We start from the raw sequence: 17,559 nt of genomic DNA on the forward strand, positions 1-17,559 counted from the left end.
ATTATGGAAAATCCAATAGTTGCTACATATTATAATCTGCTATCTGGACAAATTCGTGGTTTACCAAAAGGTACATGGCAAGACGATCGCAAAGTTGTTATTTTAGTTCGATATGTCCTCGAAATCAAATTGCGGCTATCAAAAGAGCAAATCCCTCGAATTAATCGGGAGATTATTCACGAAAACAAATTATGGGGTGCTTTAAATCGCTTTAAGTCAATTCGAAGGCTAATCCATTTTGTTTATCCTGGTCAATATAGGGAATGGGATTTTTATCGAGTTCCTGTTAACTATTGGTCTGATAAAAATCGAGTAAAAGAGTTTTTGGAATGGAAGTTAGAACAGGAGGGAATAGCGTTATCTGAACTGCCAACTATTGTTAATTCTGAATTACTTTTAACATGGGGTTTTGCAAATCCACTTAAACGATACGGAGATTCTCCATACAAATTGTTAAGTGAACTTTATCCGAACACCTTCAAGGCTACAGACTTCAAGAAAGTTCCTCATCATTATCACAAAGACATCACTGTTTTGAAGAATCAATTTCTCCATATGCTACAACAAGAAAATATACCTTTGAAGGATGCACCTAAAAAAGTTAATAGAGAGATGTTAATCCGATATCGTTTTGGGGGTGTTTTGTCATCCTATTCTAACAATATAGCAAAATTTGTTACCTTCTTATTTCCCGATTATTATTCACTTGAAGATTTTAAAATGTTGCCGAATGGATATTGGGACGATATCGAAAATATTAAAAAGGTAATTAGTCGATTAATAATCGATGCTGGTAAAACGGAAAGTGATATACCTATGTTTTTAACAAAGAAAAAACTTCAGCAAGCAAGGTTAGGTGGACTACTTGATAAATATAACGGTTCTCCTATTGAAATTATAAATGCTGTTTATCCGGGGAAATTTGCGATCACTGAATTTTCCCGTGTGCCTAATAAATACTGGTATAAAAGGGAAAACCGTATCCATGCCTTAAGAAATTATTGTAAAACAAATCAAATACAGCGTGATGAGATCCCTCTATTAAACCGAAGTTACTTTCGCAAGAATTTCCCTAGATTCATAAGTATGGTAGATCGTCATTATGATAGTAAGTTTTATAAATGGATTATGGAGAGCTTTCCGGAACATGACTTTCATCCAGAGGAATTTAAATTACTGGTGGGGGATGATGGTCAAATTTGTGATTCACAAGAAGAATTAGTTATTCATAATTACTTACTACAAAGGGTTTTAAACGCAACGATCATTCGGGAACAAGAGCGATTTTTCAATAAACAGTTGAGTGAAATCTATATCCCCGATTGGATCATCGAACAGAATAGAAATAAATACATTGTCGAATATTTTGGATTATATAATTCTAATTTGTTTAAAGGATACAATGAGAAAACGGAAAGGAAGATACAATATTTTAATACTCTTCCGGAATACAAGTTTATAGCTATATTTCCAGAAGATTTTAAGGAAGAAGGCTTTGGAAAGTTAGAGCGATTGTTAAATGATAAAGGACTGGCTACAAGTATCGTTACTTTATCATAACGCTGATTAATGATGCAGAAACAATTACTTATCGCTAATAAGAAAGCAAAAAGAAACTTACGGATTCTAAAGATTGCAAGATTAATTGGCTCAGTTTTGTATTTTTTAGGTGCTGACGAATTCGGTCCACCATTTCAATTCTCAACATTTCTTCCGATAATATAAGTAGATATTTTTTGTTAGGAGATTACACATGCGAATCAGTCACAACATCCCAGCTCTTAATGCATACAATCAACAGCTTCGAAATGTAACGCAGACCTCGAAGGTTATGGAGAAGATAGCGTCAGGTTTACGGATCAATCGAGCGGCTGATGATGCGGCGGGGTTAAGTATATCGGAGAAGATGCTAGCGCAAACGCGAGGTTTGACGCAAGCAGATCGCAATATTTTAGATGGAAATTGCTTATGGAAAGGATAAGTTAAAAACAAAGCAACTTGCTGATGCATTAGGGAAAAGCCCGCAGTATGCACGACAAATCCTAAAAAACCTTGAAAGTAAGAAGCTTGTTAAAAAAGTCGCTTCATCCGAAAGAGATCCGAATTTACATTATATATTGTGTAGTGGAGAAGACGGACCCTCCGAATAAGAACCTTGCAATTATAATATGCTGGTTTTTTTCTTAATGAAGATTAAAACGAAGATACCTTAATATAGTAACTTGCCCCGAGCTGGAAAGAGCTTGACGCGTAACAAATTTACTTAACCCGGAATAGGGAGAAGTGAATACGATTTCACCTTGTTTTTGGTGGGTTTGTTGATATAGCTTGGCTAAAAGGAGTCATTACTTGACGCAACGAAGATTAAGCTTGACATGAACTTAAATGAACTTTACGTAGATTGATCAGTAAGCTTATAGAATAAAGGATTAAACTTCGTGGGGAAAGTAAGTATTAAATTATACAAACTTATCTTTATCATAAATGCAGTAAAGCTTGACGTGAACTTATATTAACTTGACACATATTATTCTTTTATTTAAGTACAATGAAAAGCACCATTTGACAGTCGTATATTTTTTATCTCTTTCCTTTTAGCGAAGTTTCCCATTTTTTACAACTACATTTAATCAAATTGAATTGGAAAACCTATCTCAAAACAAATAATCCGGTGGCAGCCGTCCTTCTAAGAAAAATGGGATATAAGGAAGAGGAACGTATCCAAGTGAAATTGGAATTTCTACGAATGATAAGCAAAATGGAATTGAATCCCGCTAAAACGGAATTACTGTACGGATTTTTTGAAACTTACTTGAAATTAAATGAAGAGGAGGAAGAAAACATGATGGAGGAAATTGCAAAACTTCCGCAAGACGAAGCAAAACAACTATTCCGTTTACCTAATTCATATTTTGAGAGGGGTTTTAAAAAGGGGATAGAACAAGGAATAGAGCAGGGAATAGAGCAAGGAATAGAGCAGGGGATAGAACTCGAAAAAGAAACACTAGTCATTGAAATGCTTAAGAAAGGCTTGCAAATAGATTTAATTGCTGATATTACAAAATTAAGTGTGGAGAAAGTGAAAGAAATAGAAGAGTTGAAGTAATTGGAAGATCAGAGGGACGGCTCATGCGATCTATTATTGCGATATTCAAAGTAAGATTAGTAATTAGATTTTATTGTCTTTATGGTACACCAATAGTACAATTGTACTATCAATATAAAATTCAATTTTCAGAAAGGTTGTGCCAGTGTGTTATCAACGACCTTCATACTGGAGGAATCCGCTCGTTATACTGATCATGATCGTCTGTTTAAAGAACTGATCGAAACGTTTTTTGAGGAATTTGTCGAAGCGTTTTTCCCTGAAGAATATCAGGAGATTGATTTTACCCACGTACAGTTTTTAGCGCAGGAAGTTTTCACAGATATTACAAAGGGTGAGAAAAGAAGGATCGACATTCTTGCCGAAACGAAGTTAAAGGATAGAGATACGATCATTCTCATCCACGTTGAACCGCAAAGTTACTTCCAGAAGGAATTCCACGAACGAATGTTTATTTATTGCAGCCGCCTCTATGAAAAACACCGCAAGCCCATTTTACCCATTGCCGTTTTTAGTTATAATGATACGAAAGAAGCACCAAATTCGTTTACAATATCCCTTCCTACCTTCCATACATTAAGTTTTCATTTTTTACAACTGCATTTAATCAAAATGAATTGGAAAACCTATCTCAAAACAAATAATCCAGTGGCAGCTGCCCTTCTAAGCAAGATGGGATATGAGGAAGAGGAACGTATACAAGTGAAATTGGAATTTCTACGAATGATAAGCAAAATGGAATTGAATCCCGCTAAAATGGAATTACTGTACGGATTTTTTGAAACTTACTTGAAATTAAATGAAGAGGAGGAAGAAAACATGATGGAGGAAATTGCAAAACTTCCGCAAGACGAAGCAAAACAACTATTCCGTTTACCTAATTCATATTTTGAGAGGGGTTTTAAAAAGGGGATAGAACAAGGAATAGAGCAGGGAATAGAGCAAGGAATAGAGCAGGGGATAGAACTCGAAAAAGAAACACTAGTCATTGAAATGCTTAAGAAAGGCTTGCAAATAGATTTAATTGCTGATATTACAAAATTAAGTGTGGAGAAAGTGAAAGAAATAGAAGAGTTGAAGTAATTGGAAGATCAGAGGGACGGCTCATGCGATCTATTATTGCGATATTCAAAGTAAGATTAGTAATTAGATTTTATTGTCTTTATGGTACACCAATAGTACAATTGTACTATCAATATAAAATTCAATTTTCAGAAAGGTTGTGCCAGTGTGTTATCAACGACCTTCATACTGGAGGAATCCGCTCGTTATACTGATCATGATCGTCTGTTTAAAGAACTGATCGAAACGTTTTTTGAGGAATTTGTCGAAGCGTTTTTCCCTGAAGAATATCAGGAGATTGATTTTACCCACGTACAGTTTTTAGCGCAGGAAGTTTTCACAGATATTACAAAGGGTGAGAAAAGAAGGATCGACATTCTTGCCGAAACGAAGTTAAAGGATAGAGATACGATCATTCTCATCCACGTTGAACCGCAAAGTTACTTCCAGAAGGAATTCCACGAACGAATGTTTATTTATTGCAGCCGCCTCTATGAAAAACACCGCAAGCCCATTTTACCCATTGCCGTTTTTAGTTATAATGATACGAAAGAAGCACCAAATTCGTTTACAATATCCCTTCCTACCTTCCATACATTAAGTTTTCATTTTTTACAACTGCATTTAATCAAAATGAATTGGAAAACCTATCTCAAAACAAATAATCCAGTGGCAGCTGCCCTTCTAAGCAAGATGGGATATGAGGAAGAGGAACGTATACAAGTGAAATTGGAATTTCTACGAATGATAAGCAAAATGGAATTGAATCCCGCTAAAATGGAATTACTGTACGGATTTTTTGAAACTTACTTGAAATTAAATGAAGAGGAGGAAGAAAACATGATGGAGGAAATTGCAAAACTTCCGCAAGACGAAGCAAAACAACTATTCCGTTTACCTAATTCATATTTTGAGAGGGGTTTTAAAAAGGGGATAGAACAAGGAATAGAGCAGGGAATAGAGCAAGGAATAGAGCAGGGGATAGAACTCGAAAAAGAAACACTAGTCATTGAAATGCTTAAGAAAGGCTTGCAAATAGATTTAATTGCTGATATTACAAAATTAAGTGTGGAGAAAGTGAAAGAAATAGAAGAGTTGAAGTAATTGGAAGATCAGAGGGACGGCTCATGCGATCTATTATTGCGATATTCAAAGTAAGATTAGTAATTAGATTTTATTGTCTTTATGGTACACCAATAGTACAATTGTACTATCAATATAAAATTCAATTTTCAGAAAGGTTGTGCCAGTGTGTTATCAACGACCTTCATACTGGAGGAATCCGCTCGTTATACTGATCATGATCGTCTGTTTAAAGAACTGATCGAAACGTTTTTTGAGGAATTTGTCGAAGCGTTTTTCCCTGAAGAATATCAGGAGATTGATTTTACCCACGTACAGTTTTTAGCGCAGGAAGTTTTCACAGATATTACAAAGGGTGAGAAAAGAAGGATCGACATTCTTGCCGAAACGAAGTTAAAGGATAGAGATACGATCATTCTCATCCACGTTGAACCGCAAAGTTACTTCCAGAAGGAATTCCACGAACGAATGTTTATTTATTGCAGCCGCCTCTATGAAAAACACCGCAAGCCCATTTTACCCATTGCCGTTTTTAGTTATAATGATACGAAAGAAGCACCAAATTCGTTTACAATATCCCTTCCTACCTTCCATACATTAAGTTTTCATTTTTTACAACTGCATTTAATCAAAATGAATTGGAAAACCTATCTCAAAACAAATAATCCAGTGGCAGCTGCCCTTCTAAGCAAGATGGGATATGAGGAAGAGGAACGTATACAAGTGAAATTGGAATTTCTACGAATGATAAGCAAAATGGAATTGAATCCCGCTAAAATGGAATTACTGTACGGATTTTTTGAAACTTACTTGAAATTAAATGAAGAGGAGGAAGAAAACATGATGGAGGAAATTGCAAAACTTCCGCAAGACGAAGCAAAACAACTATTCCGTTTACCTAATTCATATTTTGAGAGGGGTTTTAAAAAGGGGATAGAACAAGGAATAGAGCAGGGAATAGAACAAGGAATAGAGCAGGGGATAGAACTCGAAAAAGAAACACTAGTCATTGAAATGCTTAAGAAAGGCTTGCAAATAGATTTAATTGCTGATATTACAAAATTAAGTGTGGAGAAAGTGAAAGAAATAGAAGAGTTGAAGTAATTGGAAGATCAGAGGGACGGCTCATGCGATCTATTATTGCGATATTCAAAGTAAGATTAGTAATTAGATTTTATTGTCTTTATGGTACACCAATAGTACAATTGTACTATCAATATAAAATTCAATTTTCAGAAAGGTTGTGCCAGTGTGTTATCAACGACCTTCATACTGGAGGAATCCGCTCGTTATACTGATCATGATCGTCTGTTTAAAGAACTGATCGAAACGTTTTTTGAGGAATTTGTCGAAGCGTTTTTCCCTGAAGAATATCAGGAGATTGATTTTACCCACGTACAGTTTTTAGCGCAGGAAGTTTTCACAGATATTACAAAGGGTGAGAAAAGAAGGATCGACATTCTTGCCGAAACGAAGTTAAAGGATAGAGATACGATCATTCTCATCCACGTTGAACCGCAAAGTTACTTCCAGAAGGAATTCCACGAACGAATGTTTATTTATTGCAGCCGCCTCTATGAAAAACACCGCAAGCCCATTTTACCCATTGCCGTTTTTAGTTATAATGATACGAAAGAAGCACCAAATTCGTTTACAATATCCCTTCCTACCTTCCATACATTAAGTTTTCATTTTTTACAACTGCATTTAATCAAAATGAATTGGAAAACCTATCTCAAAACAAATAATCCAGTGGCAGCTGCCCTTCTAAGCAAGATGGGATATGAGGAAGAGGAACGTATACAAGTGAAATTGGAATTTCTACGAATGATAAGCAAAATGGAATTGAATCCCGCTAAAATGGAATTACTGTACGGATTTTTTGAAACTTACTTGAAATTAAATGAAGAGGAGGAAGAAAACATGATGGAGGAAATTGCAAAACTTCCGCAAGACGAAGCAAAACAACTATTCCGTTTACCTAATTCATATTTTGAGAGGGGTTTTAAAAAGGGGATAGAACAAGGAATAGAGCAGGGAATAGAACAAGGAATAGAGCAGGGGATAGAACTCGAAAAAGAAACACTAGTCATTGAAATGCTTAAGAAAGGCTTGCAAATAGATTTAATTGCTGATATTACAAAATTAAGTGTGGAGAAAGTGAAAGAAATAGAAGAGTTGAAGTAATTGGAAGATCAGAGGGACGGCTCATGCGATCTATTATTGCGATATTCAAAGTAAGATTAGTAATTAGATTTTATTGTCTTTATGGTACACCAATAGTACAATTGTACTATCAATATAAAATTCAATTTTCAGAAAGGTTGTGCCAGTGTGTTATCAACGACCTTCATACTGGAGGAATCCGCTCGTTATACTGATCATGATCGTCTGTTTAAAGAACTGATCGAAACGTTTTTTGAGGAATTTGTCGAAGCGTTTTTCCCTGAAGAATATCAGGAGATTGATTTTACCCACGTACAGTTTTTAGCGCAGGAAGTTTTCACAGATATTACAAAGGGTGAGAAAAGAAGGATCGACATTCTTGCCGAAACGAAGTTAAAGGATAGAGATACGATCATTCTCATCCACGTTGAACCGCAAAGTTACTTCCAGAAGGAATTCCACGAACGAATGTTTATTTATTGCAGCCGCCTCTATGAAAAACACCGCAAGCCCATTTTACCCATTGCCGTTTTTAGTTATAATGATACGAAAGAAGCACCAAATTCGTTTACAATATCCCTTCCTACCTTCCATACATTAAGTTTTCATTTTTTACAACTGCATTTAATCAAAATGAATTGGAAAACCTATCTCAAAACAAATAATCCAGTGGCAGCTGCCCTTCTAAGCAAGATGGGATATGAGGAAGAGGAACGTATACAAGTGAAATTGGAATTTCTACGAATGATAAGCAAAATGGAATTGAATCCCGCTAAAATGGAATTACTGTACGGATTTTTTGAAACTTACTTGAAATTAAATGAAGAGGAGGAAGAAAACATGATGGAGGAAATTGCAAAACTTCCGCAAGACGAAGCAAAACAACTATTCCGTTTACCTAATTCATATTTTGAGAGGGGTTTTAAAAAGGGGATAGAACAAGGAATAGAGCAGGGAATAGAACAAGGAATAGAGCAGGGGATAGAACTCGAAAAAGAAACACTAGTCATTGAAATGCTTAAGAAAGGCTTGCAAATAGATTTAATTGCTGATATTACAAAATTAAGTGTGGAGAAAGTGAAAGAAATAGAAGAGTTGAAGTAATTGGAAGATCAGAGGGACGGCTCATGCGATCTATTATTGCGATATTCAAAGTAAGATTAGTAATTAGATTTTATTGTCTTTATGGTACACCAATAGTACAATTGTACTATCAATATAAAATTCAATTTTCAGAAAGGTTGTGCCAGTGTGTTATCAACGACCTTCATACTGGAGGAATCCGCTCGTTATACTGATCATGATCGTCTGTTTAAAGAACTGATCGAAACGTTTTTTGAGGAATTTGTCGAAGCGTTTTTCCCTGAAGAATATCAGGAGATTGATTTTACCCACGTACAGTTTTTAGCGCAGGAAGTTTTCACAGATATTACAAAGGGTGAGAAAAGAAGGATCGACATTCTTGCCGAAACGAAGTTAAAGGATAGAGATACGATCATTCTCATCCACGTTGAACCGCAAAGTTACTTCCAGAAGGAATTCCACGAACGAATGTTTATTTATTGCAGCCGCCTCTATGAAAAACACCGCAAGCCCATTTTACCCATTGCCGTTTTTAGTTATAATGATACGAAAGAAGCACCAAATTCGTTTACAATATCCCTTCCTACCTTCCATACATTAAGTTTTCATTTTTTACAACTGCATTTAATCAAAATGAATTGGAAAACCTATCTCAAAACAAATAATCCAGTGGCAGCTGCCCTTCTAAGCAAGATGGGATATGAGGAAGAGGAACGTATACAAGTGAAATTGGAATTTCTACGAATGATAAGCAAAATGGAATTGAATCCCGCTAAAATGGAATTACTGTACGGATTTTTTGAAACTTACTTGAAATTAAATGAAGAGGAGGAAGAAAACATGATGGAGGAAATTGCAAAACTTCCGCAAGACGAAGCAAAACAACTATTCCGTTTACCTAATTCATATTTTGAGAGGGGTTTTAAAAAGGGGATAGAACAAGGAATAGAGCAGGGAATAGAACAAGGAATAGAGCAGGGGATAGAACTCGAAAAAGAAACACTAGTCATTGAAATGCTTAAGAAAGGCTTGCATATAGATTTAATTGCTGATATTACAAAATTAAGTGTGGAGAAAGTGAAAGAGATAAAGAAGGTAGCAGAAGAGATATAACGGCGTGGAGAATTTCGGCCACACCGCCCCATCTGAATTTTTATTTTGGCAAGGAACGGATTAGAGGCTTCATTTAGGAAGGAAAAATTGGAATAAGCTGGACGATCGTGGAAATGCCGGATGCCATCAACATGGGTGTTCGGCGTTTCTTATTTAAGATGTTATTTCCTGTATTGACCGTTTATTAAAAACGGATATGGTGTAACTTTTCTCCCGTGGGTTCGTCAAAAGAGTATAGAGGATAGTCTAACTAGAAAGGAAATGATGCCATGCCTATGCGAAAACTCATCATCACTGGTGTTTTCTTTTTACTGGCCTTGGTCCTCACCGCCTGTGGCCAAAGCGCGAACAATGGAAATAGCGGTGAGCGAGGCTCGGCGGGCGAGCAACTGAAGCCGAGCGTGAAAGGCGTGAAAGATGTTGATGTCGTCAATACTCATGGAAGCATTGAAGGAATTGAGAATATGGAAGCTTATTATGAAAAAGTACAAAACGATGATGCTGCTGAAATTCGGATTGTCCACTATACAATCGAAGGGGACCCGATTATTACGGATCTGGCTTATAAGGATGGTGTGGTTGACATCAAATACGATACATCGAAAGACAAGTTTGGGAGCGGTGAAATTTTTACGACACGCTGCGCTCGTTTTGTAAAAGAAGTGAATCCGGCCAATACGTCTTATATCGCGGTGGATTGCGACAATGAGCCTATTGGAATGGATGAAGTGTTGACGATTCATTACAACGTTGCGCTACAAGATCGTTTTGAATTTAGGCTGAATTACGGGAAGCAGTTGGAAAATGAAGTGGCATCAAAGCCAAATATGAAAAATGAAGAGGGTGAAACAGCAGCAAGCACTGGTAAAATAAAGTTAATTGAAAACGCCGTTATGAAGCAGGAGGTTTACAAAAAGTTAGTGTTTGCAAATTACTTAGAGGAAAAAAGTTTTACAAAGAGTTGTGGCGGCGAAGAAGCGATTCAGTATGATTTGTTGGTCTATATTAACGGTGCTGAACGTGAATTCCATTGGTCTGCGTGCGATGATGGGAAGGATGCCGTGAAGTTTAATGAAATTGCTGAGTATATCATCTCAGAGGCGGATAAGCCTCCTGCGGAAAATCCGGAAACAATCGTGCAAGGTTATGTGCTTGAAGTGAAAGACGATACATTGTTGATCGGCGAAGATATGAATCGACTTGATTATGTGGTGATGAAAGATGAGATTAAGAAATCGGGCATCGGCATTTTTAACATGCAATTTACTCTTCTGGAAGGTGTAGACAGCAAGAGTTTTGCAGAGGGGGATAAAATCAAAGCGTCGCTGAACGAGGATAAAAGCGGGGAGACACCAAGCAAGGCAAAAGTGAAGGATATTGAAAAGATAGAAAGTTTTCAATAAGGGCAAAAAACGGTGGGTTCCTTCTTATGAAAGGGAACCGACTTTTTTGTTAGCTTTTTCATATCCATCCACTCAAAACAAAAAAACAGCCCTCGCAAGGACTGATTGATTTATATTATGTACAAGCCGCCTTTGCCGTAACGATTCTAAGAAAGTTTTAAACCACCACTCCTCAAAGTGGGTGTTTGCAGATACAATCTTGCCTGTCCTCCATGTCGTATAGACAGAGGCCTATCATTCATGCACCAATTTTAAACTCCCTTTTACAGCATAAAGGTTAAAACTTTAATTTGAATACGAACAATGCAGCTTCTGTTATTATATTACTATAATATCTGCCGATTGACAATGGTAAAATTTTCGGCGAGCGGGGCGGTTCGTATAGCTGTCGCTCCTTGTAGTGGAGGCGTCGATTGAAAATTGCCTTCCATTCCTACCGCCACTCACTAACCCGTTCTGATTTCTTCACAAACGCCGCTGACATCGCCTTTATTCTCGCGGTGAGCAGGGATTTCCTGCCTTCCGGATTCCTTGTATAAATCAACTCTGCTTTGCCGAGTCGCTTTTCCTTTTTGCCCAAGCAAATAAAAACCCCATGGATATGTTGGAATTACTTAAATAGAAGTTGGACGGAGGTTTCATAGCGAATTCCGAATTTCATTATTAATTTCGGTGCCGATCCAGCTGTGAACAGGTACTAGGGAAATTCGGTAATTATCTAGTACCTGACATATCGTAAAAATCTATAAGCTTACAGGTCCCTGGCACTCTAAACACTATAGTACCTCACCTCATTATGATTCCAGCCTTTTTTCATCTTGATCTTATTTGAAGGCAGATAATCCGATGGTCGCCGCACTTCTAAGTAAAATGGGATATAAGGACGGGGAACGCATTCAAGTAAAGTTGGAATTTTTGCGAATGATGAGCCGAATGGAACTAGATCCTGCTAAAACGGAATTATTATACGGATTTTTTGAAACCTACTTAAAGTTAAATGAGGAGGAGGAAGAAAAGATGATGGAGGAGATTGCAAAACTTCCACATGAGGAAGCGAAACAACTATTTCGTTTGCCTAATTCATTTTTTGAGAAGGGTTTTAATAAAGGAATAGAACAGGGCTTCCAAAAGGGAATAGAGCATGAAAAGAAATTACTTGTTAACGAAATGCTTAAGAAGGGTTTACAGGAAGAGCTGATTGTGGAAATATCGAAGTTAAGTGTGGAGAAAGTGAAAGAAATGAAAAAAGAGTTGGAGGAGTCTAGTGATTATTGAGGCGGTTTGATAGGTGGAAAAAAGAAGCTATTTTACGAATGTCAAATGGCGGGTATTTTCCGCGCTCAATAAGCATGACTTCAGCAGGAAATACGACTTTAGACATCAACATTTATGTCAAAATCTACCTGCTCTAGTAGTTTTAAAAGTGACAAATGCATTCACCCTGTACGCGAACCTGAAGTGAACATGAAATCCTAGGGAGGTTCGCGCAGTATTTCAGTGATTATTCCGTTATTATGAGATAAAATGATATTGAAAGTGTAAAATGTTTTCTTAATAAACAGGATATAGTGAATTGAGTGTGTTTATTCTCTATATCTTGCGGTCACTCCCTGTATTGGGAGTGTGGATTGAAATTCCATAGTAGAATAGTCACCGTCAATGCGTAGAACGTCACTCCCTGTATTGGGAGTGTGGATTGAAATTTGCCTGCATTTTATATTGTCGATTGGATTGGAGTTAGGTCACTCCCTGTATTGGGAGTGTGGATTGAAATGTCCATCATTTCCCCTCCCAGCTGTCCATCCCTTGTCACTCCCTGTATTGGGAGTGTGGATTGAAATATCCAAACGCTGACCATGTTGGACCTTAGCGACTTGTCACTCCCTGTATTGGGAGTGTGGATTGAAATCGATACGATTCGCTGGATGCCGCGAGGATTATGGTCACTCCCTGTATTGGGAGTGTGGATTGAAATGCTGCATAAATTCGAGTGATTAATCCGCAAGCCCTGTCACTCCCTGTATTGGGAGTGTGGATTGAAATTTATTCGAACAATGAATAGCGTCCCTCTCTTCCTGTCACTCCCTGTATTGGGAGTGTGGATTGAAATCGATACAGCTTTAGTGGCAATGAGGCCATGCTGTTGTCACTCCCTGTATTGGGAGTGTGGATTGAAATGAGACAGCTATGGGACAGCGTTGGGACAATAATAAGTCACTCCCTGTATTGGGAGTGTGGATTGAAATATTCCATTCAACATAATCAATCGATTTATGCTCTACAGTCACTCCCTGTATTGGGAGTGTGGATTGAAATATTTAATTCTTTGATCTTATCTAAAACAGAAACATGTCACTCCCTGTATTGGGAGTGTGGATTGAAATAAGGTAATGAAATGGCTAGATGAAAAAGATAAGCCGTCACTCCCTGTATTGGGAGTGTGGATTGAAATGAAATTATAAAAATACTCAAAATCAAATCGTCCCGAGTCACTCCCTGTATTGGGAGTGTGGATTGAAATTGTAGCGGAAGCTAACATACCACTGAGGTAATCGTCACTCCCTGTATTGGGAGTGTGGATTGAAATTGATTTAGAATTGAACTTTAAAGCACAACCAGAGAGTCACTCCCTGTATTGGGAGTGTGGATTGAAATATCAGGAAGGATACCAAGCTTTTCTAACGATTTGTCACTCCCTGTATTGGGAGTGTGGATTGAAATGCCGTAGAAACGCCATATTGAAGCATCCTGAACACGAAGTCACTCCCTGTATTGGGAGTGTGGATTGAAATTAAATAAAAGGATATTTATCTAACAACTTATATTCGTCACTCCCTGTATTGGGCGTGTGGATTGAAATATTCAATTGATAGTATTTTATTTTCTGATTTTTTAGTCACTCCCTATATTAGGAGTGTGGACAAAAAATATATTATAAAAAGGATTAGAAACTTTTTCTTGCTATCTCTCATGAAGAAAGAATAAGTTGTATATAAAGGCGTACGCTGGTAAAATGTTCCTGTATTCTTGTCTATTACTTTTATAAATGGTAATAGTGGATTGAAATAATCTTTTTATCATGTAAAAAAGACCTGTCGAAAATGAAGTGCACCCCAAAAGTTAGAGTCAAAATCTAACTTTTGGGGTGTTTTATTATGGCTAAATATACAGATGATTTTAAGGTGATGGTGGTGCGTGAATATCTAGAAGGAAAAATAGGATATAAACGACTGGCAGAAAAACATGGCGTGAAGTCGAAGAAACAGGTCATCAATTGGGTCAACGCATACAAGAAATTTGGCATGGAGGGATTATTCCGAAAGAAAAAGAATGCATCTTATTCTGTTCATTTCAAGTTGGATGTATTAAGCTTTATGAAAAGAACAGGCGCTTCACAGACAGAAACAGCACTCCATTTCGGATTGACGAATCCTTCGATGCTCGCTGATTGGAAGAAGAAATTCCTCGAAGGCGGTACTGAAGCCCTGAGCAACCCGAAAGGACGACCGATTATGCCTGATAAAGTGAGGAACGTTAAGAAAATCCAAAAGCCAACAGCACAGGATAAAATGACACGTGAACAGAAATTAGAACGGGAAAATGAGCTACTCCGTTTGGAGGTGGAGTACCTAAAAAAGTTGCGAGCTTTTCAGATAGATCCGGACGGTTATCTCGAAAAGCACAAGCAGCGTTATCATTCGAACTCAAAGAAAAATTTCAATTGAAGGATGTACTTCAGATCGTGGGTATTCCCGAGTCATCTTATCACTATCATGTAAAACGATTGAAGCAGGGGAATCCTCATCAAGAGCTAGAGAACACAATTCAATCCATCTTTAACGAGCACAACGAGAACTATGGTTATCGTAGAATTCAACTAGAATTAAAAAATCGCAGCATCATAGTAAATCACAAAAAAGTGCAACGCATAATGGGAAAGCTGGGACTGAAAGGCAATAAGTTCACCCGAAAATCACGTCGTTACAGTTCGTACAAGGGGAGTATCGGTACAGTGGTGAAAAACCGAATTCACCGCAGATTCAATACTTCAATCCCCTATCAAAAACTAACTACAGATATTACAGAATTCAAATGTTCAGATGAGGTAAAACTCTATCTTAGTCCAATAATGGACATGTATAATGGGGAGATTCTATCGTATGGCATAAGTATGCGTCCGACACTTGACCTTGTGATGAAACCCCTGGAGGAAGCTCTTGACGTTGTAAAGAATGCCAAATACAGGACTACCATTCACTCAGATCAAGGCTGGCATTATCAGCATGGTAAATGGGTGTCGACCTTGAAAGAACACAAAGTATTTCAAAGTATGTCACGGAAGGGAAACTGTCTGGACAACGCTCCTATGGAGAATTTCTTTGGTTTATTGAAACAGGAAATGTATTATGGCGAATCACCACGCACATATGAGGAGCTCAAACGGACTATTGAAGCTTATATCGAGTACTACAACAACAAACGGATAAAACAGAAATTGGCTGGCATGAGCCCGGTTCAATACCGTCTTCACACCAGCCAGTTAGCTGCATAATATAAAACTCTAACTTTTAGGGGTCACATCAATCTGTGCAATACAGAGGTTGTTTTTTGATCAAATTTTATTATTGACTCAGGAAATTTTCAGTATAGTAAGGTTGCGACTCTTTGTTAAAATCAACACCAACACCAAGCGCTTCATATTCTGGGAGTAATATATTTTTTCGATGACCTGGAGAATTCATTAAGCCTTCATGGGCAAAAATGCTGCTGAATTGACCCATGGCAATATTCTCACCAGCCATGCTGTACACGATATCATCTTCTGCCATACGATCAAAAGGTGATTTCCCCTCTAAATTCGTATGATTGAAATAATAGTTTTCAGCCATGTCAGTACTATGACTGCGTGCTGTTTCTTTAACTGCCTCATCAAATGTAAGTGCTGGAAGATCGTTCTTCACTCTCGCAGCATTAGTTAAATCAAACAGTTGATATTCAAAACCTTCTTTTAACTCTTTGCTTGGCTTTCCGTAAATTTCCTCTTTCATTTTTTCGAGATTATCATTAACAATGAGGATGGCTGTCACCGAATTACCTTCTTCAATATCATAAAAAATCGTTACATAATTATCGTCAATTTGAAAAAAATCATACTCTTCCTCAGAATTAATTTGATAAGATACCCACCCTTTTCGAATATATTCGAGTGGATCATAGTTCATTGCCAAGACTGATTCTCGCGTTGTTCCAAGCTCTATTCCTACACTTGAAGATAATAAATCTTGATTCGTGTACAAACCGACGACAAGGTCTTGTTTATCATAAGCAACCATGAAAAAATTATGATAGCTTTCATGATAAGCGACCCAGTCTACCCCATATTCATTCATGGAAGAACGCTTTGGTTGTCCTACTATTTTTTCAACGTAAGAACGTGCATCACCTATTTCGATGTTATGCACAGAAAACGTTTGATCTGTTGGAATATCAAGCTGAGGTTTTTCCACAATTGGCTGATTCGATTTCGGTTCATTTTTATCTAATAACTGTTCGATTTCTGTTTTTACGAAATCCACAGTATTTTTAAAAAGGGGATTTGCTTTTATCAAATTAATATCGGATTGAATTTCATCAAAAACTCCTTGGAAACCTGTCGTTTTTAATGTCTCACCGTAAAAGTGCCAAAACCCTAATGCAATGAGCAATAAAAGAATCACATTTCTTAATTTCGGCAAACTGATACTCCTGTCTACTTTAAATTTATATATATATATTTTAACAATCTTTTTCAAGGAGAACAATGAAAGGGCAAAGAAAGAACCGTCATACAATAAGGAAGTTGACGGTTCTTTCTTTTTTATCTAACGGAAGATGGAAATATCGAATCAAACATCAAGCGTTATCTTTTTTTCCAACCTCGACACTAGTTGATAGTCAGGCTCCATTTTCCACGCTTCATATGGTATAAAATATTTCGCCTTCATCGCATCCAGTGTACGCGATCTTTGTTGGGGTCGAGTTATGTACTCACCAATATTTAATTCATCGATTTTAATATAGCGTGCTTCCAAAATTTCTTCTGGTTGAATGTTGATTTCTCCACTAACATATTCTGCACGAAAAACTACACCTATTGTAGCTTTTGTCGTATTGGAGTAAATTCCCGTAATTCCAATTGGCCGAATCACAATTCCTGTTTCTTCTAAAAATTCCCTGCAAACAGCCTCGTCCAACGGCTCTCCTACTTCTACATTTCCACCTGGCATTTCCCAAGTGTCTTTTCGCCAATGAGTTCGGAGTAAAAGCACCTCACCCTCTTCATTCTGAAGAAAAGCCGATACGCTAATTGTTTGCTTTGGTGGTTCATAGCTCATATGTACATCCCCCTTATTTTCTTTTCCCGATAATCCCCATGAGCAAAAATCCCGCACCAACGCCAATTAATGCTCCAGCTGGAATTTGATCAAATAAAAAACCTAGACCTACACCAAGTAAGATACAGCAAATAAAGTGAAACTTCAATCAGTGGGGGTTTTCTTCATC

The 17,559-nt window shown here is 37.3% G+C and carries 16 protein-coding genes, 1 other RNA gene, 1 pseudogene and 1 CRISPR repeat array; of the genes and pseudogenes, 14 read left to right on the top strand and 4 right to left on the bottom strand.

The genetic code is table 11. The features are described from left to right. Nucleotides 1-3: 3 nt before the first annotated feature. From BN1243_RS17535 to BN1243_RS17585, 11 genes are all read left to right on the top strand, one after another. Nucleotides 4-1,560 carry a DUF4046 domain-containing protein gene (locus BN1243_RS17535; RefSeq protein WP_230200244.1) on the top strand — a complete coding sequence of 519 codons (1,557 nt, stop codon included), beginning with the start codon at nt 4-6 and terminating at the stop codon, nt 1,558-1,560. Between the two features lie 9 nt (nt 1,561-1,569). Further along, nucleotides 1,570-1,725: a hypothetical protein gene (locus BN1243_RS22760; RefSeq protein WP_230200245.1), complete on the top strand. Its 156-nt coding sequence runs from the start codon at nt 1,570-1,572 to the stop codon at nt 1,723-1,725. Nucleotides 1,726-1,753: 28 nt separating this feature from the next. After that, complete coding sequence (locus BN1243_RS17540; RefSeq protein WP_062109001.1) at nt 1,754-1,981, top strand: flagellin N-terminal helical domain-containing protein; 228 nt, start codon at nt 1,754-1,756, stop codon at nt 1,979-1,981. A gap of 654 nt (nt 1,982-2,635) precedes the next feature. Beyond that, nucleotides 2,636-3,106, top strand: coding sequence for an RpnC/YadD family protein (locus tag BN1243_RS17550; RefSeq protein ID WP_230200246.1), 471 nt, complete (start codon nt 2,636-2,638; stop codon nt 3,104-3,106). Between the two features lie 147 nt (nt 3,107-3,253). Then, nucleotides 3,254-4,189 carry an RpnC/YadD family protein gene (locus tag BN1243_RS17555; RefSeq protein WP_154669892.1) on the top strand — a complete coding sequence of 312 codons (936 nt, stop codon included), beginning with the start codon at nt 3,254-3,256 and terminating at the stop codon, nt 4,187-4,189. A gap of 147 nt (nt 4,190-4,336) precedes the next feature. Further along, entirely contained in the window at nt 4,337-5,272 is a 936-nt protein-coding gene (locus tag BN1243_RS17560) for an RpnC/YadD family protein (RefSeq protein WP_154669892.1), read from the top strand. Between the two features lie 147 nt (nt 5,273-5,419). Continuing rightward, nucleotides 5,420-6,355 carry an RpnC/YadD family protein gene (locus BN1243_RS17565; RefSeq protein ID WP_154669892.1) on the top strand — a complete coding sequence of 312 codons (936 nt, stop codon included), beginning with the start codon at nt 5,420-5,422 and terminating at the stop codon, nt 6,353-6,355. A gap of 147 nt (nt 6,356-6,502) precedes the next feature. Further along, complete coding sequence (locus tag BN1243_RS17570) at nt 6,503-7,438, top strand: RpnC/YadD family protein (protein ID WP_154669892.1); 936 nt, start codon at nt 6,503-6,505, stop codon at nt 7,436-7,438. A gap of 147 nt (nt 7,439-7,585) precedes the next feature. Next, a complete protein-coding gene (locus BN1243_RS17575) occupies nt 7,586-8,521 on the top strand; it encodes an RpnC/YadD family protein (protein WP_154669892.1) in 936 nt (311 codons plus the stop codon). Nucleotides 8,522-8,668: 147 nt separating this feature from the next. Then, on the top strand, nt 8,669-9,613 hold the full coding sequence (locus BN1243_RS17580; protein WP_230200247.1) for an RpnC/YadD family protein: 945 nt from the start codon (nt 8,669-8,671) through the stop codon (nt 9,611-9,613). A 269-nt stretch (nt 9,614-9,882) separates the two neighbouring features. Continuing rightward, a complete protein-coding gene (locus tag BN1243_RS17585; RefSeq protein ID WP_062109009.1) occupies nt 9,883-11,016 on the top strand; it encodes a DUF4362 domain-containing protein in 1,134 nt (377 codons plus the stop codon). A 119-nt stretch (nt 11,017-11,135) separates the two neighbouring features. On the opposite strand, the gene ssrS is transcribed toward BN1243_RS17585, so the two are convergent. Next, a non-coding RNA gene (gene ssrS / locus BN1243_RS17590) (6S RNA) lies at nt 11,136-11,331 on the bottom strand. Between the two features lie 513 nt (nt 11,332-11,844). On the opposite strand from ssrS, the gene BN1243_RS17595 reads away from it, so the two are divergent. From BN1243_RS17595 to BN1243_RS17605, 3 genes and pseudogenes are all read left to right on the top strand, one after another. Next, the gene (locus BN1243_RS17595; protein WP_230200248.1) at nt 11,845-12,291 is read left to right on the top strand and encodes an RpnC/YadD family protein; all 447 of its coding nucleotides are present in this window, start codon (nt 11,845-11,847) and stop codon (nt 12,289-12,291) included. Between the two features lie 327 nt (nt 12,292-12,618). Continuing rightward, nucleotides 12,619-13,944: a CRISPR direct-repeat array (repeat unit 33 nt; unit sequence GTCACTCCCTGTATTGGGAGTGTGGATTGAAAT). A 227-nt stretch (nt 13,945-14,171) separates the two neighbouring features. Further along, on the top strand, nt 14,172-14,741 hold the full coding sequence (locus BN1243_RS17600; protein ID WP_062107905.1) for a helix-turn-helix domain-containing protein: 570 nt from the start codon (nt 14,172-14,174) through the stop codon (nt 14,739-14,741). Beyond that, nucleotides 14,735-15,568 (top strand): annotated as a pseudogene (locus tag BN1243_RS17605) (IS3 family transposase); the annotation flags it as partial. The gene BN1243_RS17600 and the pseudogene BN1243_RS17605, both read left to right, overlap by 7 nt. Nucleotides 15,569-15,638: 70 nt before the next feature. On the opposite strand, the gene BN1243_RS17610 reads toward BN1243_RS17605, so the two are convergent. The 3 genes from BN1243_RS17610 to BN1243_RS22890 form a co-directional block, all read right to left on the bottom strand. Further along, the gene (locus BN1243_RS17610; protein WP_062104332.1) at nt 15,639-16,751 is read right to left on the bottom strand and encodes a CAP domain-containing protein; all 1,113 of its coding nucleotides are present in this window, start codon (nt 16,749-16,751) and stop codon (nt 15,639-15,641) included. A gap of 150 nt (nt 16,752-16,901) precedes the next feature. Beyond that, nucleotides 16,902-17,390 carry an NUDIX hydrolase gene (locus BN1243_RS17615; RefSeq protein ID WP_062104331.1) on the bottom strand — a complete coding sequence of 163 codons (489 nt, stop codon included), beginning with the start codon at nt 17,388-17,390 and terminating at the stop codon, nt 16,902-16,904. Nucleotides 17,391-17,403: 13 nt separating this feature from the next. Further along, on the bottom strand, nt 17,404-17,538 hold the full coding sequence (locus BN1243_RS22890) for a hypothetical protein (protein WP_268258059.1): 135 nt from the start codon (nt 17,536-17,538) through the stop codon (nt 17,404-17,406). Nucleotides 17,539-17,559 lie beyond the last annotated feature (21 nt).

Source organism: Bacillus niameyensis, assembly GCF_001375535.1.
Lineage (GTDB): Bacteria > Bacillota > Bacilli > Bacillales > Bacillaceae_C > Lederbergia > Lederbergia niameyensis.